This window comes from Streptomyces sp. NPDC058796 (assembly GCF_042745235.1).
GTDB lineage: Bacteria > Actinomycetota > Actinomycetes > Streptomycetales > Streptomycetaceae > Streptomyces.
Window position 1 is genome coordinate 272,856 of the sequence record NZ_JBHYOP010000001.1, and the last position, 24,609, is coordinate 297,464.

Annotated in this window: 18 protein-coding genes; 10 read left to right on the forward strand and 8 right to left on the reverse strand. The window is 71.2% G+C overall.

Annotated elements, in window-relative coordinates:
- Positions 1 to 24: 24 nt before the first annotated feature.
- From ACFW47_RS01260 to ACFW47_RS01275, 4 genes are all read left to right on the forward strand, one after another.
- Complete coding sequence (locus tag ACFW47_RS01260; protein ID WP_386304276.1) at positions 25 to 1,065, forward strand: SDR family oxidoreductase; 1,041 nt, start codon at positions 25 to 27, stop codon at positions 1,063 to 1,065.
- 265 nt (positions 1,066 to 1,330) lie between these two features.
- Entirely contained in the window at positions 1,331 to 2,605 is a 1,275-nt protein-coding gene (locus ACFW47_RS01265) for a sensor histidine kinase (protein WP_386304279.1), read from the forward strand.
- Positions 2,590 to 3,243, forward strand: a complete 654-nt coding sequence (locus ACFW47_RS01270; protein WP_386304281.1) for a LuxR C-terminal-related transcriptional regulator — start codon at positions 2,590 to 2,592, stop codon at positions 3,241 to 3,243. The genes ACFW47_RS01265 and ACFW47_RS01270 overlap by 16 nt, the downstream gene beginning before the upstream one ends.
- A 134-nt stretch (positions 3,244 to 3,377) precedes the next feature.
- Complete coding sequence (locus ACFW47_RS01275; protein WP_386304283.1) at positions 3,378 to 4,868, forward strand: DUF1996 domain-containing protein; 1,491 nt, start codon at positions 3,378 to 3,380, stop codon at positions 4,866 to 4,868.
- 73 nt (positions 4,869 to 4,941) lie between these two features.
- Here ACFW47_RS01275 and ACFW47_RS01280 read toward each other — a convergent pair whose 3' ends face one another.
- Positions 4,942 to 5,373 (reverse strand): hypothetical protein, encoded by a 432-nt coding sequence (locus ACFW47_RS01280; protein ID WP_386279416.1) that lies wholly within the window; start codon positions 5,371 to 5,373, stop codon positions 4,942 to 4,944.
- Between the two features lie 136 nt (positions 5,374 to 5,509).
- Here ACFW47_RS01280 and ACFW47_RS01285 point away from each other — a divergent pair, with 136 nt between their 5' ends.
- The 3 genes from ACFW47_RS01285 (at position 5,510) to ACFW47_RS01295 (ending at position 8,796) form a co-directional block, all read left to right on the forward strand.
- Positions 5,510 to 6,019 (forward strand): tetratricopeptide repeat protein, encoded by a 510-nt coding sequence (locus tag ACFW47_RS01285; RefSeq protein WP_386279414.1) that lies wholly within the window; start codon positions 5,510 to 5,512, stop codon positions 6,017 to 6,019.
- 73 nt (positions 6,020 to 6,092) lie between these two features.
- Positions 6,093 to 8,024, forward strand: coding sequence for a hypothetical protein (locus ACFW47_RS01290; protein ID WP_386304286.1), 1,932 nt, complete (start codon positions 6,093 to 6,095; stop codon positions 8,022 to 8,024).
- An 82-nt stretch (positions 8,025 to 8,106) separates the two neighbouring features.
- Entirely contained in the window at positions 8,107 to 8,796 is a 690-nt protein-coding gene (locus ACFW47_RS01295; RefSeq protein WP_386279410.1) for a TetR/AcrR family transcriptional regulator, read from the forward strand.
- A gap of 1 nt (position 8,797) precedes the next feature.
- Here ACFW47_RS01295 and ACFW47_RS01300 read toward each other — a convergent pair whose 3' ends face one another.
- The 3 genes from ACFW47_RS01300 to ACFW47_RS01310 form a co-directional block, all read right to left on the reverse strand.
- The gene (locus ACFW47_RS01300; protein ID WP_386279408.1) at positions 8,798 to 9,151 is read right to left on the reverse strand and encodes a 5-carboxymethyl-2-hydroxymuconate Delta-isomerase; all 354 of its coding nucleotides are present in this window, start codon (positions 9,149 to 9,151) and stop codon (positions 8,798 to 8,800) included.
- Positions 9,152 to 9,201: 50 nt separating this feature from the next.
- The gene (gene pulA, locus ACFW47_RS01305) at positions 9,202 to 14,613 is read right to left on the reverse strand and encodes a pullulanase-type alpha-1,6-glucosidase (protein ID WP_386304287.1); all 5,412 of its coding nucleotides are present in this window, start codon (positions 14,611 to 14,613) and stop codon (positions 9,202 to 9,204) included.
- Positions 14,614 to 14,755: 142 nt separating this feature from the next.
- Positions 14,756 to 16,129, reverse strand: coding sequence for an alpha-amylase family protein (locus ACFW47_RS01310; RefSeq protein WP_386304288.1), 1,374 nt, complete (start codon positions 16,127 to 16,129; stop codon positions 14,756 to 14,758).
- 370 nt (positions 16,130 to 16,499) lie between these two features.
- Here ACFW47_RS01310 and ACFW47_RS01315 point away from each other — a divergent pair, with 370 nt between their 5' ends.
- Entirely contained in the window at positions 16,500 to 16,949 is a 450-nt protein-coding gene (locus ACFW47_RS01315) for a peptidoglycan-binding protein (RefSeq protein WP_386279402.1), read from the forward strand.
- Between the two features lie 118 nt (positions 16,950 to 17,067).
- On the opposite strand, the gene ACFW47_RS01320 is transcribed toward ACFW47_RS01315, so the two are convergent.
- The 4 genes from ACFW47_RS01320 to ACFW47_RS01335 form a co-directional block, all read right to left on the reverse strand.
- Complete coding sequence (locus ACFW47_RS01320) at positions 17,068 to 18,768, reverse strand: glycoside hydrolase family 13 protein (protein ID WP_386279400.1); 1,701 nt, start codon at positions 18,766 to 18,768, stop codon at positions 17,068 to 17,070.
- A gap of 114 nt (positions 18,769 to 18,882) precedes the next feature.
- A complete protein-coding gene (locus ACFW47_RS01325; RefSeq protein ID WP_386279398.1) occupies positions 18,883 to 19,797 on the reverse strand; it encodes a sugar ABC transporter permease in 915 nt (304 codons plus the stop codon).
- A gap of 13 nt (positions 19,798 to 19,810) precedes the next feature.
- Positions 19,811 to 20,815: a carbohydrate ABC transporter permease gene (locus tag ACFW47_RS01330; RefSeq protein ID WP_386304291.1), complete on the reverse strand. Its 1,005-nt coding sequence runs from the start codon at positions 20,813 to 20,815 to the stop codon at positions 19,811 to 19,813.
- A gap of 110 nt (positions 20,816 to 20,925) precedes the next feature.
- A complete protein-coding gene (locus ACFW47_RS01335) occupies positions 20,926 to 22,197 on the reverse strand; it encodes an extracellular solute-binding protein (protein WP_386304293.1) in 1,272 nt (423 codons plus the stop codon).
- 412 nt (positions 22,198 to 22,609) lie between these two features.
- On the opposite strand from ACFW47_RS01335, the gene ACFW47_RS01340 reads away from it, so the two are divergent.
- Positions 22,610 to 23,644: a LacI family DNA-binding transcriptional regulator gene (locus ACFW47_RS01340; RefSeq protein WP_386279392.1), complete on the forward strand. Its 1,035-nt coding sequence runs from the start codon at positions 22,610 to 22,612 to the stop codon at positions 23,642 to 23,644.
- Between the two features lie 95 nt (positions 23,645 to 23,739).
- Positions 23,740 to 24,603: a phosphatase PAP2 family protein gene (locus ACFW47_RS01345; protein ID WP_386279390.1), complete on the forward strand. Its 864-nt coding sequence runs from the start codon at positions 23,740 to 23,742 to the stop codon at positions 24,601 to 24,603.
- The last annotated feature ends 6 nt before the right edge of the window (positions 24,604 to 24,609 follow it).

Consider the following 24,609-nt stretch of genomic DNA (forward strand, 5'->3'; position numbering starts at 1 on the left):
CTCCGGCGGTGCACAGTGGCCGGCATGAGGCTACTGGTGCTGGGCGGTACGGAGTTCGTGGGGCGGGCCGTGGTGGAGGGTGCGCTCGGGCGCGGCTGGGAGGTGACCGTCCTGCACCGCGGACGGCACGCCCCGCCGCCCGGGGTGCGCGCGCTCCACGGCGACCGCGCCGCACCGGACGGGCTCGCCGCCCTGGCCGGCGACGGTACGTGGGACGCCGTCGTCGACACCTGGTCGGCGGCGCCCCGCGCGGTGCGGGACTCGGCGCGGCTGCTGCGGGACCGCGCCGGACGGTACGTGTACGTGTCGAGCTGCTCGGTGTACGCGTGGGCCCCGCCCGCCGGGTACACCGAGGACGCCCCGCTGGTCGAGGGTGCCTCGGCGGACGCCGGGCGGAGCGACTACGCGCGGGACAAGCGGGGCGCCGAACTGGCCGTCCTGGACGCCTTCGGCGCGGACCGTTCGGTGCTCGTCCGGTCCGGGCTGATCCTCGGCCCGTACGAGAACGTCGGACGGCTGCCGTGGTGGCTGAACCGCGTCGCGCGCGGCGGCCCGGTGCTCGCGCCGGGCCCGCGCGGCCTCCCCCTCCAGTACATCGACGTGCGCGACCTCGCCGACTGGGTCCTCGCGGCGGTGGAGCGGGAGCTGAGCGGGCCGTACAACCTGGTCTCCCCGCCGGGGCACACCACCATGGGCGCCCTGCTCGAAGCCTGCGTGAGGGCTGCGGGCCGCGCGGCCGAGCTGCGCTGGACCGCCCCGGACGCCGTCCTGGCCGCCGGGATCGAACCGTGGACGCAGCTGCCCGTGTGGACACCGCCCGGCAGCGACCTGCACGAGGCGCTGCACACCGCCGACGTCTCCCGGGCCCTGGCCACGGGCCTGAGCTGCCGCCCGGCCGACGACACGGTCACCGACACCTGGACCTGGCTGCGGAGCATCGGCGGCACGGCACCGCGGCGCCCGGACCGGCCGCCGGTCGGCCTGGATCCGGAGACGGAGGCGAAGCTGCTGACGGCGGACGGGGACCGTCCCGGCCGGGACGCGCCCGGCCCGGACCGCGACTGAGACCGCACCGTCTCGGGGCGGCCCCCTGCACGGGCAGGCCCGCCCCGAAACCGCCCCGGGGCCGTCCCCGACGGACACGACCGGCGTGCTCCCCGCGCCACCCGGCCGGCAGCCCCGGACCGACGGCTCACGGACCCGACCGGAAGACACGGGCGGACGACACCGACGGAAGGCGCCGACCGGTCCGAGAGGTGTACCTGGCGACACCCCGGACCAGGGGGCTCGGCCCCGTGACCCGGACCCGCGGCTCGGCGAGACTGACGCCATGGACATCGAGACGAAGAGCGACGGCCGCAGGACCCGTCCGAACCGGACACGGACCATGGCTCTGTCGGCCGTGCGGGGACTGGCGCTGACGTTCATCACCCTGCCCGGCGCGGTGCTCTGCTTCTGCCTGACCCTGGTGTCCATCGTTCTCATCCCGATCGGGATCGGCATCGTCACCACGCCGTGGGTGCTGACCGGCGTGCGGATGTTCGCGGACTGGCGGCGGGTGCTCGCCGCCGAGTGGGGCGGGGTACGCATCCAGCGGGCGTACCGGCCGCTGCCCGAGGGCGCCAACCCGTGGGCGCGCACCTTCGGGATGCTCGGCGACCCGGCGACCTGGCGGGACTTCATCTGGCTCCCGGTCGACATGACGGCGGGCTTCGTCACCGCGCTGCTGGCCTTCGCGCTGCCGCTCTACCCGCTGGAGGGGTTCGCGATCGCGGCCGGGTTGTGGCGGGTCTGGTCCGACGGGTACTGGTACGGCTTCGTGCACGTCACCGACCAGACGTCCGGACTGTACGCCGCCGCCCTGGGCGCCGTCCTCCTCGTCGCCGCCGCCTGGCTCGCCCCGCTCCTGCTGAAGGCCCACTTCCAGCTGACCGGGGCGGTCCTCGGCTCGGGCCAGGCAGAGCTCGCCGAGCGGGTGCGCGTGCTGACCGAGACCCGGCGGGACGCCGTCGACACCTCCGCCGCCGAACTGCGCCGCATCGAACGCGACCTGCACGACGGGGCGCAGGCCCGGCTGGTCGCCATGGGCATGGACCTCGGCACCATCGAGGCACTGCTGGAGAAGGACCCGGCGAAGGCCCGGGAACTGCTCGCCCAGGCCCGGCAGTCCTCCGCCGACGCCCTGACCGAGCTGCGCGAACTCGTGCGCGGCATCCACCCCCCGGTCCTGGCCGAACGCGGCCTGCCGGACGCCGTACGGGCGCTGGCGCTGCGGCTGCCCGTCACCGTGGAGACCGACGTGGGGCTGCCCGGCCGCGCGGAGGCACCCGTGGAGTCCGCCGCGTACTTCGCCGTCAGCGAGATCCTCACCAACGCCATCAAGCACTCCAGTGCCGACCGGATCTGGATCGACATGCACCACGCCGAGGGCCGGCTGCGCGTCAGCGTCACCGACAACGGCAAGGGCGGGGCGGTGATCGGCGCGGGGTCGGGGCTGGCCGGGGTCGAGCGGCGACTCGGTACATTCGACGGCGTCCTGGCCGTCAGCTCCCCCGCGGGCGGCCCCACCATGGTCACCGTGGAGATCCCTTGCGCGTTGTCCTAGCCGAAGACCTGTTCCTGCTGCGCGACGGCCTGGTCCGGCTCCTTGAGGCCCACGGTTTCGAGATCGCCGCTGCCGTCGAGACCGGCCCCGGGCTGTCCCGCGCGCTGGCCGAGCTGGAGCCGGACGTCGCCGTGGTCGACGTACGCCTGCCGCCCACGCTCACCGACGAGGGTCTGCAGTGCGCGCTTGAGGCCCGGCGCCGGCGGCCGGGGCTGCCGGTGCTGGTCCTGTCCCAGCACGTGGAGCAGCTGTACGCCCGCGAACTGCTCGCCGACGGCAGCGGCGGGGTCGGGTACCTGCTCAAGGACCGGGTGTTCGACGCGGAGCAGTTCGTGGACGCCGTACGGCGGGTGGCGGCCGGCGGTACCGCGATGGATCCGCAGGTCATCCAGCAGCTGCTCAGCCGGCGGGCTGCGGCGGACCGGCCGCTGGAGCGGCTCACGCCCCGGGAGCTTGAGGTGCTGGAGCTGATGGCGCAGGGCCGGACCAACGCGGCGATCGCCGGGAAGCTGGCCGTCACGGAGCGGGCGATCGCGAAGCACACGGCGAACATCTTCGCCAAGCTGAGCCTCGAGGTCTCGGACGACGACAACCGCCGTGTGCTGGCGGTTCTGGCGTATCTGGACCGTGGCCACTGACCTCACCCGCCGCACAGGACCCACCGATTCCGCAGACGGCTGAACACCCCTGGGACGGCCTCCGTATGGAAGGGAGCCGCTTCACTCCTGTCGGGCGCCCTCGATGCCCCGCAAGGAAGTCAAAGAGGAGTTCCATGGGACGCAACACGAGAAAACGCCGTACGCCGCTGGCCGCCAAGGTCGTAGCCGGGGCGGCGGCCCTGGCGGTCGGCGGGGGCGGGCTGGTCTGGGCCAACTTCCACGCCTCTGCGCACGAGGAGAATCCGGACCACAACCGGACGAGGTCGGCCGCGGCGCAGGTCGCGACGATCGACTGTCCCGACGTCGGCCAGGAGCTGTCCGACGTGCCGGACCGCGCGCGGGGCGAGGTCGACGGCGAGCTGGCCACGATGGACAGCCAGATCACCGAGGCCTACAAGCGCCTCGCCACCACGCGGCGCGCGCAGGCGGGTGACCCGCGGTTCGTCGAGAACACCATTCTCGGCCCGCTCAAGGACCGGCGGAAGGCGATCATCGACCGGATCCAGCTGGAGATCAACCGGGCCGGCGGCCGGGCCGACGACGACCTGGACCGCCTGGCCGGCTGCCAGGGCCGGCCCGCGGAACAGCCGCAGAACGACGGCGGCCAGAACGACGGCGGCCAGAACGACGGCCAGGGCCAGGACGGCGGTCAGAACCAGGACGACAACGGCAACGGCGCCGCGGGCCCGGTCGCGGACGACTTCATCGACATCAACGACGTCGAGCCGAACTCCCGCAACAGCCAGAACGGTCTGGCCGCCGACGGCGACGGCGGTTCCACGGGCACCTTCACCACGGACTGCGGTGTCAACGAGAACAACCTGTTCAACAGCGACAACCTGATCGCCGCCCCCGGCGTCGACAACGGCGCGCACCACGTGCACGACTACGTCGGCAACCAGGACAACGACGCCTTCTCCAGCGACGAGGACCTGGCCAACGCGGACACCTCGTGCCAGAACCAGGGCGACAAGTCCACGTACTACTGGCCGGTGCTGCGGCTCCAGGACGGTACCGAGGAGTTCGACGCGAACGACCTGGGCGGCGGCGCCGAGGGCAATGTCGGCCGGATCCTGAAGCCGGCCCAGGCCGAGCTGAAGTTCGTCGGCAACAAGCAGAGCGACGTGGTCGCCATGCCGAAGTTCCTGCGGATCATCACCGGTGACGCCAAGTCCTTCACCAACGGCGACGCGAACGCCAACAGTTCGTGGAGCTGCACCGGCTTCGAGGACCGCCAGGTCACCGACAAGTACCCGCTCTGCCCCGAGGGCAGCCAGGTGGTGCGCACGTCGAACTTCCAGAGCTGCTGGGACGGCGAGAACATCGACAGCGCCAACCACCGGGACCACATGGCCTTCGTGCAGGAGGACGGCGGCTGCCCGAACGGCTTCCAGGCCATTCCCCAGCTGCAGGTCCGCCTGGTGTACGACATCCCCACCCCGGCCGTCGAGAACGGCTCGGTGCGGAACCCGTACGCCGTGGACAGTTTCCCGGAGCAGCTGCACAAGCCGATCACCGATCACAACGACTTCATCAACGTCATGGACGAGGACCTGATGAACGAGGTGGTCGACTGCATCAACAGCGGGGAGGACTGCCGGTAGTTCCCGGGCACAGCGCGCGAGGGGCCGGTGACGGACGACCCGTCACCGGCCCCTCGCGCGTCCCGGTCCGAGGTCAGCCGCCGTGTCCGCCGTGCCCCGCCGGGTGACTGCCGCCGCCGTGCCGGGTGCCCTGCTCCAGGACGCCGCCGAGCCGGCCGCGCAGGTCCGCCACGACGTCCTCGTGGCCGACGGCGACCCACTTGCGGCCGACGAGGTAGTAGCCGCCGTAGTCCTTGGCCGTGTTGATCCACTCGCGCTGGCCGCGGTCGGTGGCGAAGGTGGCGAGGACGTACTTCTCGTCGCCCTTCCCGCAGAGGGCCTGGCGGATGGTGTCGGCGTCCGTCTGCATGTCGGGCTCGCACTTCGCCTCGGCGGCCAGGTGCTCCAGGCTGCCGGTCGCGGTCTCGGGCACGGCCGCCTCGCCGTCCCCGTCAGAGCCGCAGCCGGTCAGCGCCAGTGCCGCCGCCGCTCCGGCCAGCGCGAGCATCGGTCGGGTCAGCCTCATCTGTTCCTCCGGTCCGTTCCGGCGACATGCCGCACGCAGCCCCGGCGAGGGGCTCTCGCCATCGATACGGCCGCCGGGCGCGAACCATTCAGCATCCCCGGTGTCCTTCCGAGTGCGCCCGTGCGAGAGTGGCGCCGTGGACCAGGACTGGGAAGACCGTGTGACCGCCGCGTGGGCGACGATCGACGACTACGCCGAGGACGGTGCCGCCGACTTCCGCGCGGTGATCGACGCCCTCGCCGACGAGTTGCCGGCGGACAGTCCCCTCGGCCTGTTCGAGCGGGCCTGCGCCTGGGACTCCACCGGCCACTCGGACCGGGCCGTGCCGCTGTACCGCGAGGCGCTGGCGCGCGGTCTGGGCGAGGTCAGCGCCTACAAGGGCCGCCGGGCGAAGATCCAGCTCTCCAGCTCGCTGCGGAACGTCGGCGAGCCGGAGGAGGGCGTCAAGCTGCTGTCACCGGAACTGCTCGCCCCGTCGGACGAGTTGGACGACGCCGTGCGCGCCACGCTCGCCCTGTGCCTGTCGAGCATGGGCCGCGACCGGGAAGGGCTGTCGCTGGCCCTGGGCGCGCTCGCGCCCCACCTGCCGCGCTACCAGCGCTCGATGGCCGCCTACGCGCGGGCGCTGGTGGAACCCGAGGACTGACCGGGCGGGACTGACCCGGCCAGGACTGACCTGGGCATGGTGACCATCCACCGATTCGCTCGTTCTGCTGAACGTGCAGTCACAGGATGTCGCCCCGCGCCCCGCACCGTCCTCCGCCTCCCCGGCCGACCCGGTCGTCGACGTCGAGCAGGCCGAGGCCGCGCTCGTCGAGCACTATCCGCGCCTGGCCCGGATCGCCTACCTGGTGCTGCCGCCGGGCCTGGGCCGGGGCCGCCGCGTCCTGTCCGCGCACTCCCTCACCCAGCGCGCCCTGCCCCGGAACCGCACGACGACGCCCGCGATCCCGGCCCAGTCGACCGGCCGCGAGGTGGACCCCGGGTACGCGCTGGTCCGCCTCCGCGTGGTCCGTACGGCCCTGGAGGCCGGCCAGCCGCTCAAGCGGCGTGCGTGGCCCAAGCGGGCCCAGCTGCCGCCCCTGCTGCCCCAGGTGCGGGGCCTCAAGCTCTTCCCGCGCTCCGGCGGGGCCGACGAACTCGCCCTGGACCAGCGGCTGTCCGCCCTCTCCGCGCCCGGACGTGCGGCCTACGTGCTGCGGGGCCTGGAGCAGCTCCCCGACCCGGACGTGCGGCAGCTGCTCGAAGCCGCCGGGGTCGCCGACGCGGACGCCGCGCTGCGGGAGGCCGACGAGGTGCCCGCGCAGTACGCGCTGCTCACCTCCCCCGAGTTCGACCCCTGCTCGCTGCAGGCCCGGCCGACCGACCTGATGCGCCGCCGCCAGCACACGCGGGCCGCCCTGGTCGCCGGGGCGGCCCTGGTGGTGTGCGGGACGCTGCTGGGCATGCCCGGCGACGGCTGGGGGCCGGAAGGCGCCGCCGCCCCGTCGTACGCGCAGAACCCGGCGGCCGAGGCGGCCCTGGACCCCGGCGAGCTGACGAAGGCCGCCCCGGCAGCCTGGGAGACCTCCGCGCGCACCGACTTCTCGGTGTGGCCGGCGCGCGGCGACCTCACCGGCGACGAGGGACTGCTGCGCCGGGCCCTCGCCGTGTGGGCGCGGCCCGGCGAGAGCGTGGGCGTCTCGGCGACGCCCGGCACCCCGACCGGCGGCCCCGCCGGCCCGCCCCAGCTGCTGTACGCCGGGACCGTCGACAACGCGCGCGTGGTGATCCTGCACGACGGCCTGCGCCTCGCCCGGTACGCCGAGCCGAAGGACGGCACGGCGGGCGCCGCCCTGGACTTCGCGCGCACCGACGGCGCCGGCCGCGCCGAGGCCACCGCGGTGGTCCTGGGCCGGGCCGACGGCAACGTCCGCTACCTGACGGCGCCCTGGGTGACGAAGGCCGCCGTGCGCGACCTCACCGACCCGGACGCCGGCGCCCGCGCCCTGACGCTGACCGACGGGGTGACCTCGCCGCTGGCCAGCCCGGTGCGGCAGCAGTCCGGTGCGTGTACGTCCTGGAACGTGCTGGAGCTGACCGACGGCTCCGGCACCCGGCTGGCGACCGACCTCGGCGAGCTGGTCCCGGCCCGCCTCACCACCGGCCGCCCCGGTGCCGCGAAGGACGTCTCGGGGGCCGGGGCACGGGCCGACTGGGCGCCGTACGCGTGCTCGCTCGGCGCGGTGCGCGGACAGGGCGTGCGGTCGGTGAACGCCTGGCAGTTCGCCGCGCAGCCGCTGCCCGACGCCAGCGGCTCGGGGGACTGGGTGTGCACCCGCGCGGAGACCTGGCGGGGCGAGGGGGCCAGGGTCCTGGCCCAGTTCCGCACACCGGGCGGGGCCCAGGGCGCGGTGGCCGCGAAGGCGCAGGACGTGCCGGCGTGCGGCGAGCGCGACCCGCACGTGCTGGCCGGGGTGCTGTGGAAGTCGGAGGGCGGGCACTGGTACCTGCTCGCCGCCGGCGACCGCGACACGCGGTCGGTCGAGGCGACGGGCGGCATCAGCGACTCCGCCGACGGGAACCTGCTGACGGCGAAGGGCGAGCAGGGCGCGCAGGCCGAGCTGAAGGGCACTCTGGACAGCGGCCGGACGATCAGCGGCCTGCGGTAACCCCACCGGTACGGACCACCACGGAACACCCGTGTCCGATCCGGGCCGTTCGAAGGCTGAATTCGATCGGTAAGGTGTTCGTATGACTACCGGGGTACGCCGCAGAATGGGCGTCGAGGAACGGCGGCAGCAGCTGATCGGCGTGGCCCTCGATCTGTTCAGCCGCCGCTCGCCCGACGAGGTCTCCATCGACGAGATAGCGTCGGCCGCGGGCATCTCGCGCCCGCTGGTCTACCACTACTTCCCCGGCAAACTCAGCCTGTACGAGGCCGCGTTGCAGCGGGCCGCGGACGATCTGGCCGCCCGGTTCGTGGAGCCGTCCGAGGGCCCGCTGGGCGCGCGGCTGCTGCGCGTCATGGGCCGCTACTTCGACTTCGTGGACGAGCACGGCCCCGGTTTCTCGGCGCTGATGCGCGGCGGTCCGGCGGTCGGTTCCTCGCGGACGAACGCGCTCGTGGACTCCGTACGGCAGGCCGCGTACGACCAGATCCTTTCGCATCTGGGCGTCACCGATCCGCCCGCCCGCCTGGAACTGGTCGTGCGCTCCTGGATCTCGCTGGCCGAGTCGACGGCCCTGATCTGGCTGGACGGGCGCCGCATCCCGCGTGCGGAGCTGGAGGTCCAGCTCGTGCACGACTTCGCCGCGCTGACGGCGGTGAGCGCCGCCCACGACGAGGAGATGGGCGCCCTGCTGCGCCGCGTCGTCGCGGACGAGCCGGCCGACGGCCCCTTCGGGGACCTGGTCGGCCGGCTCTCCGCGCTGGCCGCCTAGCTCACACCTCGGCCTTGCGGTAGGACGGGTCGAGGTCGCGCACCTCCGCCGACAGGTGCAGGGTGAACCCGTCCCTGGGCTCCACGTGCTTGCGCAGCAGCTCCACCACGGCCTCGGTGAGCCGCGCCTTGGTCTCGTCGGAGCGTCCGGCCAGCAGCGCGATCGAGACGTTCACGACGGCGTGCCCCTCCTTCTCGGCGCCGACGACGTCCTCCTCGGTGCGCAGCACCCGCGTCTTGCACGCCTGCGGCCGTGCGGCCACCGTCTCGACGACCAAGGGGTGCAGGGCGACGGCGAACTCCTCCCAGTCGACGTCGTCCAGGCGGGAGGAACGCTCGACGGTGATCTGCGGCATGGGTGCTCCAGTTCTCAGGTGGACAGGAGCACCCTAACCGCATGGTCCGGCTAGCCCACCCGGGTGAAGACGGCGACCGTGCGGGCCGGGACGGTGAACGTGCCGTCGGCGTAGGCCGCCCGCTTGACGACCGGATCGGCCCCGGCCGCCTGCACCCGGTGCAGCCGGTAGCCGGTCCCGGCCGCCGCCTCGATCCGCTGTGTCTGCGACTCGGGGGTGGCGTTGAAGACGACCACCAGGTCACCGAGGCGCATGGTGATCACCCCGGGCGTCTCGTCCGTCCCGGAGAGCGGGAAGGAGAGCCGGGACTGCACCTGCTCGGCCGTGGCGAGGGAGAAGTCCCGCTCGCCGGTACGGATCTTCAACAGGTCGCGGTAGGCCGCCGAGGCGCCGGTGATCTGCGGGCAGCCGACCCGCACCGAGCCGAGCAGGGGCTTGGCGTAGGGCCACTTGTCCTGGTTGTCGGCGGCCGGGGGCAGGCCGCGGCCGAAGCCGTTGCCGTCGGCGCAGTTCCAGTGGACGGCGTTGAACCAGTCGCCGCTGTCGTAGGAGTTGCGGTCCAGCGACTTGGAGCGCAGCAGGTCGGTGCCGGCCTGGGAGAGCGCCGGTCCCTGGGAGAGGGCGGCGGTGGCCATGGCGAGGACCTGCATGCGGGCCCGGTCGTCCGCGCTCACCGAAGTCGGCAGCTTGAAGGCGAGCGCGTCGAACAGGGACTCGTTGTCGTGGGCGTCGGCGTAGGCGAGGGCGTCGCCCGGGGCCTCGGCGTATCCGGCGGGGGCGCCGTTGTAGTCGACCTCGGAGCCCTTGACCTCCTCGCCGTCGGTGTCCGTGAAGGTGTAGTCGGCGAGGTTGCCGGTCAGGCCGACCTTGATGAGGTCCTGGTAGTGCAGGAGACGGGCCCTCTGCTCGGCCTCGGTGCCGTTGGCCTTCGAGCCGTTGGGCTCGGTGAACAGGCCGGAGGCGAAGCCCTGCACTCCGGGGTCCTCGTCGAAGGGGCCGCCGCCGCGCACGGCGTCGCGGGCGCGGTCGGAGAAGGTGGCGATGCCGGTGCCGGCCATGTTCTTCTGCGTGGCCTGCGTGAAGCGGGCGTCGTCGGCGACCTCGCCGAAGTTCCAGCCCTCGCCGTACAGGATGATCTTCTTGCCGTCGACCCCGTCCTTCTCGAGGGTCAGCGCGTCGAGCGCCTCGCGGACGGCGAGGATGTTCTCCTTCGGGTGGTGGCCCATGAGGTCGAAGCGGAAGCCGTCGACCTTGTACTCCTTGGCCCAGGTGACGACCGAGTCCACGACCAGCTTGCCCATCATGGCGTTCTCGGTGGCGGTGTTGGCGCAGCAGGTGCTGTCGGCCACCGACCCGTCGGCGAGGAGGCGCTGGTAGTAGCCGGGGACGATCCGGTCCAGGACGCTGGTCTTCGCCTGGCCGCTGGCCGCCGTGTGGTTGTAGACGACGTCCATGACGACCCGCAGGCCGTCCTCGTTGAGCGCCTTGACCATCTCGCGGAACTCGACCGTGCGGGCGGTGCCGTCCGGGTCGGTGGCGTAGGAGCCCTCGGGGACCGTGTAGTGGTACGGGTCGTAACCCCAGTTGTAGGCGTCCTTGGCCGCCGCCTTCGCCACGCACTCCTGCTGCTTGTCGGAGTCCGCGGGGAGCGCGGCGAGGTCGCAGTCGACGGTGGCCTGGTCGGACTTGCGCTCCGGAATCGTGGCGATGTCGAAGGCGGGCAGCAGGTGCACGTACGACGTGCCGGCCTCCGCCAGCTCACGCAGGTGCTTCGAGCCGTCGCTCTTCTTGTCGGTGAAGGCGAGGTAGGTGCCCCGGTGGTCCGGGTCCGCCGTGCGGTCCGCGACGGAGAAGTCGCGGATGTGGAGCTCCTGGATCTGGGCGTCCCTGAGCGGCACGGCCTCGGGCTTGTCGTAGCCGTGCCAGCCGCGCGGGGCGAGTTTCCGGTCGTCCAGGTCGACGACGAGACTGCGCTCGGAGTCGGTGGTCAGGGCGAGGGAGTACGGGTCGGTGACCTTGTTGGTGACGACCTTCCCGGCCTCGGGCGCCCACACCTTCACGGCGTAGCGGTAGGACTTGCCCTTCCAGGAGCGCGGGCCGCGCACGGACCAGACGCCGGTGTCGTCGTCGCGCCGCATCCGGACCGTGCGGTCACCCATCTCCAGCTTCACGTCCTGTGCGGTCGGTGCCCACACGGAGAGGGTGGGGCGGCCGTGGCGGAAGACGGGGCCGAGGCCGGCCTTGGTCGCCTCGGCCGCGTAGAGGTCGTCCAGGACGCCGGCGGTCTGCACGCCGGTGGCGGCGAGGACGGCGCCGTTGGCGGCGCGCTGGGAGGCGACGACCTGGCCGCGCAGGGCCGCGCGGACCCGGTCGCGGTCGCGGGGGTCGACCGACCAGGCGGTGTACTCCTTCAGGTGCGGGTACTCGGCCTTCTGCGCGTCCGTGAGGGCCGTCTTGGTGAGGCGCAGCCAGCACGTCCCGTCGTCGGCGGTCAGGGTGCCGTCCTCGGCCTTGATGCCGCCGGTGCGGGAGGCCAGCAGCTGCGTGGAGGCGGCACCTGCGGAGCCGTTCCAGGCGACGGTGTTCCGGTCGATCCAGACCGCCTTGGCGGTGCTGAGGTCGACGGCGGCCGCGGAGCCGGCCGGCTGCGGCAGCAGGTACTCCTCCTCGCCGCTCACCAGCCACACCTCGTGCCCCTTGGCCCTGAGGTCCAGGGCCTGGTCGGTGGGCAGGTCCTTCTCGTCGCCCTTGTGGACGATGTAGCTGAGGCTGGTGGCACCCTCGGTGAGGGGTACTTCGAAGACCGCGCCATAGGAATCAGTCTTGACCGGCGTCAGCGGCTTCGACCAGTCGGTGGGGTTCGCGGCGCCGCCCCAGACGTGCAGGCCCCAGCCGTCGTAGTCGCCGTCGGCGCGGTGGTAGTGCAGGACGGCCTTGGTGGTGTCCTGGGCGGGGTAGTCGGGCCGCTCGGTGACGACCTGCTCCTCGCCCTGCTCGATCCACACCTCACCGGTCCGCGTGACGTCGATGGCGCGGTCGGCGGCGACGTCCTTGTTGCCTTCCTCGTCGATGACGAGGAAGCCGACGTCGGAGGCGCCGGGCTTGAGCTTGACGTAGGCGAAGGCACCGTAGGCGTCCCGGCCGGTGAAGGGGTGGCTCTTCGGCCATTCGGTGGCCTCGCCCTCGGCGAGGTCGCCCCAGGCGTACAGGCCCCAGTCGTCGTAGTTCCCGTCCTCCCGCTTGTAGTGAACGATCGCGTAGTCGCGGGAGGCGGCGGTCGGCGGCGCTTCGACGGGCGGGATACCGGTCGTCGAGGCGGCCGTGTCGCTCGCCGTACGGCCCGCCGAGTCGATCACGACGGCCTTGTAGCGCAGGGCGGTGCCGGCCGGGGTGCCCTCGGGGATGGTGTGGGTGACCTTGTAGGGGGCGTGGTCGGCGGAGCCGAGGGTGCGCCACTTGCCGTCGCCGGTCTGGGCGGCGAAGACGACCCGGTTGAGCTGTCCGCCGGTGACGTCGGCCGTCAGCTCGACGGTGCCGGTGGCGCCGGGCTCGGGGGCCTTGAGGGTGACGCCGGGCTCGGTGGCGGGCTCGGCGAGGCGGCCCGCGGCCTTCAGGACGACGGCCGATCCGGCCGGGACGGTGACCGTGACCTTCCTGTCGGCGCCGGACTTCACGTCCTCGTCGGTGCCGTGGATGCCCTGGAAGGCCATGTGCGCGGAGCCGGTGGCGAAGGTCGCCGTCTTCGCCTCCTCGGCGTTGTTGAAGGCGACGAGGTACTCGGTGCCCCGCTCGGCGTCCGTGCGGGAGAAGGCGTAGACGCCGGCGCCGTCGGCCGCGTAGCGCTCGGTCTGGACCCCGTCGGCGAGGGCGGGGTGGGCCTTGCGGAGCTTCGCGAGGGCGCTGATCTGCCGGTACAGAGGTGCGTCCGGGTCGTAGGCGTCCTCGGAGTGGGTGCGGCCGGTGCCGAGCTGGTCGTCGTCGAGGTAGTCGGCGGTGCGGGAGGCGAACATGGGCTGGCGGGCGTCCTTGTCGCCGCCCGCGCCGGTGAAGCCCTGCTCGTCGCCGTAGTAGATCACCGGGTTGCCGCGGCCGAGGAACATCAGCTCGTTGGCGAGCCGGGCCTTCCTCAGCAGCTCCGCGTCGGTGGCCTCGGGGTCGTCCTGCTTGAGGAAGGTGCCGATGCGGCCCATGTCGTGGTTGCCGAGGAAGGTGACCTGCTCGTAGGCGTTGGCCTTGTCGGTCGTGTACTTCCAGTCGTCGCCGAAGACGGCGGCGAGCTTCTGGGCGCTGCCGCCCTGGGAGGCGTAAGCGCGGGCCGCGTCCTGGAAGGGGAAGTCCAGCGTGGAGTCCAGGCGGCCCTGGGTGACGTACGGGGAGGTGACGGCGGTGTCGGCGGAGTAGACCTCGCCGAACATGAAGAAGTCGTCCCGGCCCTTCTTCGCCGCATAGGCGTCCAGCGCGGTGGCCCACTGGGTCCAGAACTCCATGTTGACGTGCTTCACGGTGTCGATCCGGAAGCCGTCGATGTCGAAGTCCTCGACCCACCGCTGGTAGATCTTCTCCATGCCGCGGACGACCTCGGGACGCTCGGTCCACAGGTCGTCGAGACCGGAGAAGTCGCCGTACGTGGTCGACTCGCCGGCCCAGGTCGAGTCACCGCGGTTGTGGTACATCGCGGGGTCGTTGAGCCAGGACGGGACCTTGAGCCGGCGCTTGTCGGCCGGGACGGTCGGCGTGCGCGGGAAGGAACCGGAGTCCGTACGGGGGAACCCGTGCTCGCCGTCCGCGTAGTCGGCGTCGTCGAAGGGCTCGCCGTCCTTGGTCAGATAGGGGAAGGCACCCTTGGAGAGGTAGTCGTAGGACTTCTCCTCGTAGTCGACGACGTCGGCGGTGTGGTTGGTGATGACGTCGAAGAAGACCTTCATGCCCTTGGCGTGCGCCTTGGAGATGAGGTTCTTCAGGTCCTGGTTGGTGCCGAAGTGCGGGTCGACCTGGGTGAAGTCGGTGATCCAGTACCCGTGGTAGCCGGCGGAGGCGTTGTCCCCGGTGCCCTGGACGGGCTGGTTCTTGAAGATGGGCGCCATCCAGATGGCGGTGGTGCCCAGGCCCTTGATGTAGTCGAGCTTCTGGGTGAGGCCCTTGAGGTCGCCGCCCTGGTAGAAGCCCTTGTCGGTGGGGTCGTAGCCGGTGGTGAGACGGGTGCCGGTCAGGCCGCCCCTGTCGTTGCGGGTGTCGCCGTTGGCGAAGCGGTCCGGCAGGACGAAGTAGAACTGCTCCCGGGTGAGGTCGTGGCGGGCGGCGGCCTTGGCGAGCTTCGCGTCCGAAGGCGGCCGGGGCGGGGCGTCGGCCCGCGCGGCGAGGGGCGGGAGGAGGGCTGCGGCGAGCGCGGTCACGGTGACGGCCGCGACCCGTCTCGCTCGTGCGGTGCGGCGCGCGACAGGCACCGGCCTTCTCGGTATCACGGCGTGAGCTCCTTGCGATGACGGCTCGATCGGGTCCGACCCCGGCGAGACGGTAGCGCTGACGCAAGACTTGCGGCAAGGGTCGTGAAAGCAACGGAAAGAACTTTCACGAACTCTCACGACCCCCGCGCGGTCGGCCCGTTCAGCAGGCGGACTTCCCGGCGTACAGCGCGAGCGCCGTGTTGGCGCCGAGCGTCGCCGTGAACTGGCCGGAGCCGTTCACGGTCACCGGTTTGCCGCTCTGGACGTCGCAGTACGTGCCCGCCGGCAGCGAGGTCTGGTAGGTGCGGGTCAGTGCGCCCGGCTCGTGGTTGATGGCGACGTAGCCCTTGTCGCCGCGCCCGAAGGCGATGGCGTCGTTGCCGTTGTCCCACCAGTTCGTGACGGCCTGCCCGCGGGTGGCGTTGCGGAAGGCGACCATCGACTTGATCTCCGGCCAGGCGTGCTGGCACTTCCAGCCGTCCTGCCAGCAGGCGTTCACCTGACCGCCGTTGGGCGGCCCGGCGTCGTGGTCCGACCACTCGTAGCCGGAGTTGACGTCGGGGGCGCCGTAGGGCCAGGCCAGCATGAAGACGTTGGCCAGGGTGTAGGTGGCGTTGTCCTTGTAGCTGAGCGTGGAGCCGTTGCGCTCGGTGTCGTGGTTGTCGACGAAGACGCCGGCCACGCCGCTGCTCAGGTAACCCCAGCCCTCGCCGTAGTTCTTCAGATAGGCGAGGTTCTCGTTGTGGAAGACGCGCTTGAGGTCGTAGGCGTACCGGAACTCCTGCACGTCGCCGCTGCCGGTGTACTCGGTCGGCTGGACGGCCTCCCCGGCGCCGTGGATGACCTCGTGCTTCCAGTACACGCCCGGATTGCTCAGCCGGGACTTGATGTTCGCGAGGTCGGCCGCCGGGATGTGCTTGGCCGCGTCGACGCGGAAACCGTCCACGCCGAGGGAGAGCAGGTCGTTCAGGTACCCGGCGATCCTGCCGCGGACGTAGTCCTCGCCGGTGTCGAGGTCGGCGAGGCCGACCAGTTCGCAGTGCTGGACGTTGTACCGGTCCCGGTAGTCGCTGATCTCAAAGCGGCAGTCGTCGAAGTCGTACGAGGAGTAGACGCCGGGGTAGTCGTACTTGCCGTACGGGGAGCCGCCGGTGCCCGTGCCGCTGCCCGCCGACATGTGGTTGACCACGGCGTCGGCGACGACCTTCACACCGGCCGCGTGGCAGGTGTCCACCATGTTCTTGAAGGCGGTCCGGTCGCCGAGCCGGCCGGCGATCTTGTAGCTGACCGGCTGGTACGAGGTCCACCACTGCCCGCCCTGTATGTGCTCGGCGGGCGGGGAGACCTGGACGTAGCCGTAGCCGGCGGGGCCGAGGGTGTTCGCGCACTCCCTGGCCACGGAGGCGAAGTTCCACTCGAAGAGGACGGCGGTGACGTCCTTGGCGCCGGGCGGGGAGGCCTGCGCGGCCGTCGGGGTCATGACAAGGGCGGTCGCCACCAGAGCGACGGCCCCCGTGAGGGCTCTGCGTGCCATGCGGGTTTCCTTCTTCGTCGAAGGCGTTGTGGGGAGCCGCAGGATCCAGAAGGTCCGCTTGAAGACTCTTGCTGAAACCTTCAGAAACCTTGCGGTGACGCAGATGTTAAGGGTTCACCGACCGAAAGGGCAGCGGTCGGTGCGAAGTCGCGGCAAGAAGTTTCGGATGACTCGTAGCTGTCCTGGCACGATCGGGCACGCCGCAGCCAATACCGAACACGCTCCGTCACGGACCTGAGAGACCGCGTTGCCACCACCGGCTCGACCCTGGAAAGTTCGAGGTTCCCCGCGCACCGGTTCGCCTTGAGAGTGGAGTCCCGTTGTGGAGCCGGCCGGTCCGGTCGGCCCACCCGCCGGAAGGACGACCCGCATGCGCCTGACGAGAACACTCCTCAGTGTCACGACCGTGGTCATGCTCACTGCCGGAAGCGTGGCGACCGCGAGCACCAGCTTTGCTTCCTCCGCTCCAGCCACCGAATCCGCATCAGCCCGCAGTGTCACGGCCCCGCTCTCGGTGGTCAACCTCGGCCTCAACACGGCGGAGGCCAAGAACGTGCAGCGCGGGCTGAGGGACTACTGGGAGTACACCGGCGCGATCGACGGAATGCTCGGCCCGGAAAGCTGGAAGGCGATGCAGCGCGCGTTCAAGGAGCACTGGGGCTATACCGGCTCCATCGACGGCATCGTCGGACGCGGCACGATATCGGCCCTGCAACGCGCCCTGAAGTCATACGGCTACTACACCGGCGCCATCGACGGCATCGCCGGTCCGAAGACCCAAGCGGCGTTCCGGGAGTACGCCAACTCCGAGGACTGGTGACTGAGAAGGTGCCTGAAGCGAACCGGCGGAGCGAGCAGCGGACGCGACAACGCACTCCGTCCACAGAGGGCCCGTCGCCCACGGAAGGGAACGGCGGGCCCTCGGCGGAGGCACGCGGTCAGGCCCGCGACCACCACACCGTCGTGTCGCCCGGCACCTTCGCCTCGCCGTCGACCTCCGTCACCTCACCACTGGCCAGCAGCAGGCGCCCGTACGCCGGCATCGCCACCGACTCGCCGCCGGTGTTGGCGACGCACACGAACTCCCCGCGCCGGAAGGCGAGGACGCCCTCGGGTGCGCGCAGCCACTCCACGGCGTCGCCCGCGCCCAGGTCGGCCTGCTCGCGGCGGGCCGCCAGTGCGGCGCGGTACAGCTCCAGGGTCGAGCCGGGGACGCCGGTCTGCGCCTCGACGCTCAGCTCGCCCCAGCCCGCGGGCTGCGGGAGCCAGCTGCCGCCGTCGCCGAAGCCGTACGAGGAGCCCTCGCGGGTCCACGGGATCGGCACCCGGCAGCCGTCGCGGAAGCCGTCCTGGCCGGCGCCCCGGAAGTACGCCGGGTCCTGGCGCACCTCGTCGGGGAGGTCGACGACGTCCGGGAGGCCCAGCTCCTCGCCCTGGTAGACGTAGGCCGAGCCGGGGAGCGCCAGCATGAGGAGGGTGGCCGCCCGTGCCCTGCGCAGGCCCAGTTCGCGGTCGCCGGCCAGGCGGATCTGGGTGCCCAGGCCGGGCGGGTTGGCGAAGCGGGTGGCGTGGCGGGTGACGTCGTGGTTGGACAGGACCCAGGTCGCCGGGGCACCGACCGGGCGCATGGCGTCCAGGGTGCGGTCGATGACCGTGCGCAGCTCCTCGGCGTCCCAGTGGGTGCCCAGGTACTGGAAGTTGAAAGCCTGGTGCAGCTCGTCGGGGCGGACGTAGTTGGCGGTACGCTCGACGGTCGGGGTCCACGCCTCCGCCACGAAGATGCGCTCACCCGAGTACTCGTCGAGGATGCGCCGCCACTGGCGGTAGATGTCGTGGACGCCGTCCTGGTCGAAGAACGGCATGACATCGTTGCCCAGCAGCTTCAGCTGCTCGTGGTCCCCCAGGTCGGGCAGTCCCTCCGCCTTCACCATGCCGTGCGCGACGTCGATGCGGAAGCCGTCCACGCCCATGTCCAGCCAGAAGCGCAGGATGGAGCGGAACTCGTCGCCGACGGCCGGGTGCTCCCAGTTGAAGTCGGGCTGCTCGGGGGCGAACAGGTGCAGGTACCACTCCCCCGGCGTTCCGTCCGGCTCGGTGACCCGGGTCCAGGCGGGACCGCCGAAGATGGACTCCCAGTCGTTGGGCGGGAGTTCGCCGTTCTCGCCCTTGCCGGGGCGGAAGTGGTAGCGGTCGCGGGCCGGGGAGCCGGGGCCCTCGGCCAGGGCGCGCCTGAACCACTCGTACTGGTCGGAGGAGTGGTTGGGGACCAGGTCGACGATGATGCGCAGGCCCAGCGCGTGCGCGTCGCGGATCAGCGCGTCGGCGTCCAGCAGGTTGCCGAACATGGGGTCGACGGCCCGGTAGTCGGCGACGTCGTAGCCGGCGTCGGCCTGCGGGGAGGCGTAGAAGGGGCTGAGCCACACGGCGTCCACGCCCAGGTCGCGCAGGTACGGCAGGCGGGTGCGGACACCCTCCAGGTCGCCCATGCCGTCGCCGTTGCTGTCGGCGAAGCTGCGCGGGTACACCTGGTAGATCACCGCGTCCCGCCACCAGTCGCGGCGCCGCGCGACGGTCGCGGTGGCGGAAGCGGAGGTGGGGGTGGAGGTGGAGGCCGGTGCGGCGGAAGGCTGCTGGCTCATGTCGTCCTTGGGATGAGACGGAGTTCTGGTCATCGAGGCATGGATGGGGGGGCGGCCGGCCGCGGTGCAGCGGGGTCGGATGGCACCGCGGCCGGACGTTTTCCCGGCCGGGCGTCAGCCCTTGGTGCCGCCGGCGGTGAGGCCGGTCACCAGGTTCTTCTGCACGAGGTAGAAGAACGCGGAGACGGGTATCGCGACGAGCACGGCGGTGGCCGCCATCAGGTGACGCTGCGCGTCGTGCTCGCTGATGAAGCTCTGCAGTCCGACGGCGAAGGTGTACTTCGTGTCGCTCAGCATGAACGTCGAGGCGAAGGCGACCTCGCCGAAGGCCGTGATGAAGCTGTAGAAGCCGGCCACCGCCAGGCCCGGCCGGGCCAGCGGCAGGATCAGCCGGAAGAAGGTGCCGAAGGGGGTCAGTCCGTCGACGCGTCCGGCCTCGTCGATCTCGAACGGGATGGTGTCGAAGTAGCCCTTGAGCAGCCACGCGCAGTACGGCACCGCGGTCGAGCAGTAGACGAGGATCAGGCCGAAGTAGCTGTCGACGAGCCGGAGCTGCGACAGGATCTGGTACATCGGCACGATCAGCACGGCGATGGGGAACATCTGGGTGACCAGGAGGACCCACATGAGCTTGCGGTAGCCCGGGAAGCGCATCCGCGAGACCGCGTAGCCGGTGGTGGCGGCGACCATGACCCCGATGACCGTGGTGCCCAGCGAGACGATCAGCGAGCTCTTCAGCCAGTCGAAGAAGTTGGTCTCCTGGAGCACGAAGACGTAGTTGTCGAAGGTCATCTTCGACCAGATGCGCTCGGGGTGCAGGTAGTCGTTCTTGTCCGGGCCGAGGGACAGGTAGACCAGCCAGGCGACCGGGAAGAGGGCGACGAGGCTCGCCACGGTCAGGATGCCGTGCGAGGCCAGGGAGGCGACGCGGCTGCGCTCGCCGCGGGAGCGCACCTTGCGCGGCGGATCGGCGGGCGCGGTGCCGGCCTGCTCGGCCGGAGCGGACGCCGGAACGGTCGTAGTGCTCATGGTGGCTCCTGCCTCAGATCGCGAGCTGCTGCTCATTGCGGTTCAGCCAGCGGCGGTAGAAGGAGGTGAAGACGATCAGGATGGCCAGCAGCAGGATGCCGTAGGCCGCGGACTGCGCGAAGTCGCGCGGCTGCTGTCCGAAGCCGAGCTGGTACGCCCAGGTGACGAGGATCTGCGCCTCCGGGGCGGTGTTGCCGAACAGCAGGAAGATCACGGCGAACTGGTTGAAGGTCCAGATGACGCCGAGCAGGACGACCGTGGAGCTGACCGACCTGAGGCCGGGCAGGGTGACGTAGCGGAACCGCTGCCAGGCGTTCGCGCCGTCCATCTCGGCGGCCTCGTAGAGGCTGTTGTCGATGGACTGCAGGCCGCCGAGGAGCGAGACCATCATGAACGGCACGCCGCACCAGGTGTTCACCATGATCGCGGAGAACCGCTGCCAGAAGGTGTCCTCCAGCCACGCGGGCGTGGGCAGGTGCAGCCAGTCCAGGCCGGAGTTGATGATGCCCTGGTCGGCGAGCATGAAGCGCCAGCCGAAGACGGTGACGAAGGTGGGCACGGCCCACGGCAGGACCAGGATCAGCCGGTAGAAGGTGCGCCCGCGCAGCTTCTGGTTGAGCAGCAGGGCGAGGCCGAGCCCGATGCAGAAGTGCAGGCCGACGCAGACCGCCGTCCACACGATGGTCCAGATGAAGTGGGACCAGAACCGGTCGTACGCCGTCGGGCCCCACAGGATGTCGGCGTAGTTGTCCAGGCCGACGAACTGGTAGGTGGCCTCGATCTCGTTGACGCCGATCGTGCGCGCGGTGTTGAGGCTGTTGGCGTCGGTGAGGGTGAGGTAGAGGCCGTAGCCCAGCGGGTACAGCACGAGGACGCCGATCACGACGGCCACCGGCGCGATCATGGCGTAGGCGTACCAGTGCTTCTGGTAGCCGTCTTTCAGACGCCGGCCGAGGCCGGGCCGCGGGGTGCGGTCACCGCGGCGCTTGCCGGTCGCGCGGTCGATGGCGACTGTCATGGTTCGACACCTTCGGGAGCTTCGGGAAGGTCAGCGGGTCGGGGGTGCGGCGCACGGCCGGTGGCCGCCGGGTCCCTCCCCTCCGGTGGGGACCCGGCGGCCACCCGGACTCACTTGCTGAAGTCCGGCACCAGCTTCGCGATCGCCGTCTCGACGTCGCTCAGCCCCTCGTCCAGGGACTTCTTGCCGCCGGCGATCTGCGGCAGCTCGTCGTCCAGCGGGGTCAGCAGGGAGCTGTACTCCGGCAGCGACGGGCGCGGCTGGGCGGCGGGCAGGACCGTCTGGAAGCCGGCGATGCCCGGGTCGGCCTTGACCTCGGCGGTGTAGGCGTCGTCGCGGGTCGGCAGCGTGGAGTTCTTCAGGGCGACGGTCTCCTGGGACTTCGCCGAGGTCATGAACTTCACGAACTTCAGCGCCGCCTCCTGGTGCGCCTTGTCCGAGCCGGCGTAGACCGAGAGGTTGTGGCCGCCGGTCGGGGCGCCCGCCTTGCCGGTGGAGCCGGCCGGGACGGTGGCGATGCCGAGGTTGTTCTTGTCCTTGAACGCCGAGCCCTTGTAGAAGTTGGTGATCTCCCACGGGCCCTGGATGATCGAGGCGACCTTGCCGCTGACGAACGCCTCCTGGATGTGGGCGTAGGCGTCGGCGGTGGTGTCGGCCTTGTGCAGGCCCTTGCCGTCGAACAGGCTCAGCCAGGTGCCGTAGGCCTTCTTCGCCTCGGGCGAGTTGACGGTGATCTTCTCGGCCTCGACGTCGACCGTGTCGGTGCCCTCGCCGTACAGGAACGGCTGCGCGTAGTAGCCGGCGGTGGAGGCCCAGTAGCCGTCGACGCCGGTCTTGTCCTTGACGGTGGCGGCGGCCTTCTTCAGCTCGTCCCAGTTCTTGGGGACCTCGACGCCGGCCTTCTCGAACAGTTCCTTGTTGTAGACGAAGGCGAGGGTGTCGGTGACCAGCGGGACGCCGTAGGTCTTGCCCTCGTACTTGGCCTGCTCGATCAGCTTGGGCTGGAACTCGTCCTGCTCGGCGAGGGCCTCGGTGCCGTCCAGCGGCAGGAAGAAGCCCTTCTTGGCGAAGGCGGCGGTCCAGCCGACGTCCGTGCGCAGCACGTCCGGGGCGCCCGAGGCACCGGCGGCGGTGTCGAACTTGTTCTGCGCCTGGTCGAACGGCACGTTGACGAAGTTGACCTTGATGCCCTTGTTGGCGGCCTCGAACTCCTTGACCAGGGCCTTGTAGGTCGGCGCCTCGTTGGTCGCGTTGGAGGTGTCCCAGTAGGTGATGGTGACCGGTCCGCCGGACTCGCTGTCGCTGTCGCCGTCCCCGCCGCACGCCGTCGCCGCGAGGGCGAGGGACGCCACCAGAGCGGTGGCCGCTATGCCACGCCGCATGAGTTCTCCTTGAGGGTGAAAGCCCGTGTGGTGCAGGGTGCGGGCCCGTCCGCCGCTCCTGCCGACACCGACCGCGTCCTTGCCGCCGTCGGGCGACGTGAACGTAACAGCGTTGAAAGCGGCGCGAAAGGTCTTGCAGCAAAAAAGTGCAAGACATCTCCGAAGTTATTCGGGCGTGACCTCCCGGCGACCGTCATGAGACGCTTGCTTACGGGGGAAGAGCGGTTCGTTACGGGGGTCGAGCGGCATCCGGGCGGGTTGTGCAAGACTCTGCAAGCTCTTGCCATCACTTTCTCGAGGGAGCGCGATGACGCAGCAGCCCGCGCCGGGCCGTCCGACGGGCCGTCCAACAGGCCGCCCACGGCGCCCGATCGGTGTGCAAGGGGGCGGCCGACAGGTACAGTCCACCCCTGTGACCACACGGCTTGCCGACATCGCCGCCCAGGCGGGGGTGAGCGAAGCGACGGTCAGCCGCGTCCTCAACGGGAAGCCGGGCGTCGCCGCCACCACCCGCCAGTCCGTACTGGCCGCCCTCGACGTGCTCGGCTACGAGCGGCCCGTCAGGCTGCGGCAGCGCAGCGAGGGCCTGGTCGGTCTGATCACCCCGGAGCTGGAGAACCCCATATTCCCGGCGCTGGCCCAGGTCATCGGCCAGGCGCTGACCCGGCAGGGATACACCCCGGTGCTCGCCACCCAGACCCCGGGCGGCTCCACCGAGGACGAGCTGACCGAGATGCTGGTCGACCGGGGCGTCGCCGGCATCATCTACGTCTCCGGTCTGCACGCCGACACCACCGCCGACATGCAGCGCTACGAGCGGCTGCGCGCGCAGGGCGTGCCCTTCGTCCTCGTCGACGGGTTCTCGTCGAAGGTGCAGGCGCCGTTCATCTCCCCCGACGACCGGGCCGCGATGAGCCTGGCGGTCACGCACCTGGTCTCGCTCGGCCACACCCGGATCGGACTGGCCCTCGGACCGCAGCGGTTCGTGCCGGTGCAGCGCAAGATCGAGGGCTTCGTCCGCACGGTCCAGGAGCAGCTGGACCTGGACGCCGAGACGGTGCGCAAGGAACTCGTCCAGCACTCCCTGTACACGCTGGAGGGCGGCCAGGCGGCGGCAACCGCCCTCATCGAGCGCGACTGCACGGCCGTGGTCTGCGCCAGCGACATGATGGCCCTGGGCGCGATACGGGCGGCCCGGCAGCGCGGGCTGGACGTGCCCAAGGACATCTCGGTCGTCGGCTTCGACGACTCGCCGCTGATCGCCTTCACCGACCCGCCGCTGACGACCGTCCGCAAGCCGGTGCCGGCGATGGGACAGGCCGCGGTGCGCACGCTGCTGGAGGAGATCGGCGGGACGCCCGCGCCGCACAGCGAGTTCGTGTTCATGCCGGAGCTGGTGGTGCGCGGTTCGACTGCGTCGGCGCCGGGCGAGCGAAGCCGTTCCTGACGCCGGTCACGCCCGTCCCGTAGTGGCCGGATGCGGCCCGGATCCTCCCGGGGGATGATCGGTGGGACAGGGCTTTTCTGGCAGACTTCATGCCTATGGGTGACGTGACCGTGAGGACTCCGGAACGCCGGGAACCAGGCGTTCCGCACCCCGTCACGGAAGGGACGGGGCAGGGACTCCTGCGCCGTCTCCGCGCACCGCGCCGGCCCCGGCTGTGGTTCGAGATCCTGCTGATCGCGATCAGCTACTGGACGTACTCCCTGATCCGCAACGCCGTGCCCGAACAGCGGACCCAGGCGCTGCGCAACGCCGACTGGATCTGGCGCGTCGAGCAGCAACTGGGCATCGCCGTCGAGCAGTCGGTCAACCACGCCGTGAACTCGGTGACGTGGCTGGTCGTCGGCATGAACTACTACTACGCGACACTGCACTTCGTGGTGACGCTGGGTGTCCTGGTGTGGCTCTACCGCAGTCATCCCGGGCGCTACGCGGCGACCCGGCTGGTCCTGTTCGCGACGACGGGCGTCGCCCTGGTCGGCTACTACCTGTACCCGCTCGCCCCGCCCCGGCTGATGAACGGCGGGAACTTCGTCGACACCGTGCTGGTCCACGACACGTGGGGCTCGATGGCGTCCGGCGACCTGAAGAACATGTCCAACCAGTACGCGGCGATGCCGTCGATGCACATCGGGTGGTCGGTGTGGTGCGGGCTGACGATCTTCGCCCTGGCCTCGGTGCCGTGGGTGCGGGTGCTGGGACTGGTGTACCCGGCGCTGACGCTGGTGGTGATCGTGGCGACCGCCAACCACTTCTGGCTGGACGCGGTGGGAGGCGTGCTGTGTCTGGGATTCGGGTACGCGGTGGCTTTCGCCTGGTACGGGGCGTTGCCGCATGCGCTGCCGAGGGACGTGCCGCGGGTGGGTGAGCGGCGCGGGGCGTGGTTGCCCACACGCGCGTAGCACGGG

What these genes read in the sequence shown, in the direction of transcription:
- ACFW47_RS01260 (WP_386304276.1), top strand. Translation starts at nt 25, where the DNA reads ATGAGGCTACTGGTGCTGGGCGGTACGGAGTTCGTGGGGCGGGCCGTG.
- ACFW47_RS01265 (WP_386304279.1), top strand. Translation starts at nt 1,331, where the DNA reads ATGGACATCGAGACGAAGAGCGACGGCCGCAGGACCCGTCCGAACCGG.
- ACFW47_RS01275 (WP_386304283.1), top strand. Translation starts at nt 3,378, where the DNA reads ATGGGACGCAACACGAGAAAACGCCGTACGCCGCTGGCCGCCAAGGTC.
- ACFW47_RS01280 (WP_386279416.1), bottom strand. Translation starts at nt 5,373, where the DNA reads ATGAGGCTGACCCGACCGATGCTCGCGCTGGCCGGAGCGGCGGCGGCA.
- ACFW47_RS01295 (WP_386279410.1), top strand. Translation starts at nt 8,107, where the DNA reads ATGACTACCGGGGTACGCCGCAGAATGGGCGTCGAGGAACGGCGGCAG.
- ACFW47_RS01300 (WP_386279408.1), bottom strand. Translation starts at nt 9,151, where the DNA reads ATGCCGCAGATCACCGTCGAGCGTTCCTCCCGCCTGGACGACGTCGAC.
- ACFW47_RS01310 (WP_386304288.1), bottom strand. Translation starts at nt 16,129, where the DNA reads ATGGCACGCAGAGCCCTCACGGGGGCCGTCGCTCTGGTGGCGACCGCC.
- ACFW47_RS01315 (WP_386279402.1), top strand. Translation starts at nt 16,500, where the DNA reads ATGCGCCTGACGAGAACACTCCTCAGTGTCACGACCGTGGTCATGCTC.
- ACFW47_RS01320 (WP_386279400.1), bottom strand. Translation starts at nt 18,768, where the DNA reads ATGAGCCAGCAGCCTTCCGCCGCACCGGCCTCCACCTCCACCCCCACC.
- ACFW47_RS01325 (WP_386279398.1), bottom strand. Translation starts at nt 19,797, where the DNA reads ATGAGCACTACGACCGTTCCGGCGTCCGCTCCGGCCGAGCAGGCCGGC.
- ACFW47_RS01330 (WP_386304291.1), bottom strand. Translation starts at nt 20,815, where the DNA reads ATGACAGTCGCCATCGACCGCGCGACCGGCAAGCGCCGCGGTGACCGC.
- ACFW47_RS01335 (WP_386304293.1), bottom strand. Translation starts at nt 22,197, where the DNA reads ATGCGGCGTGGCATAGCGGCCACCGCTCTGGTGGCGTCCCTCGCCCTC.
- ACFW47_RS01345 (WP_386279390.1), top strand. Translation starts at nt 23,740, where the DNA reads ATGGGTGACGTGACCGTGAGGACTCCGGAACGCCGGGAACCAGGCGTT.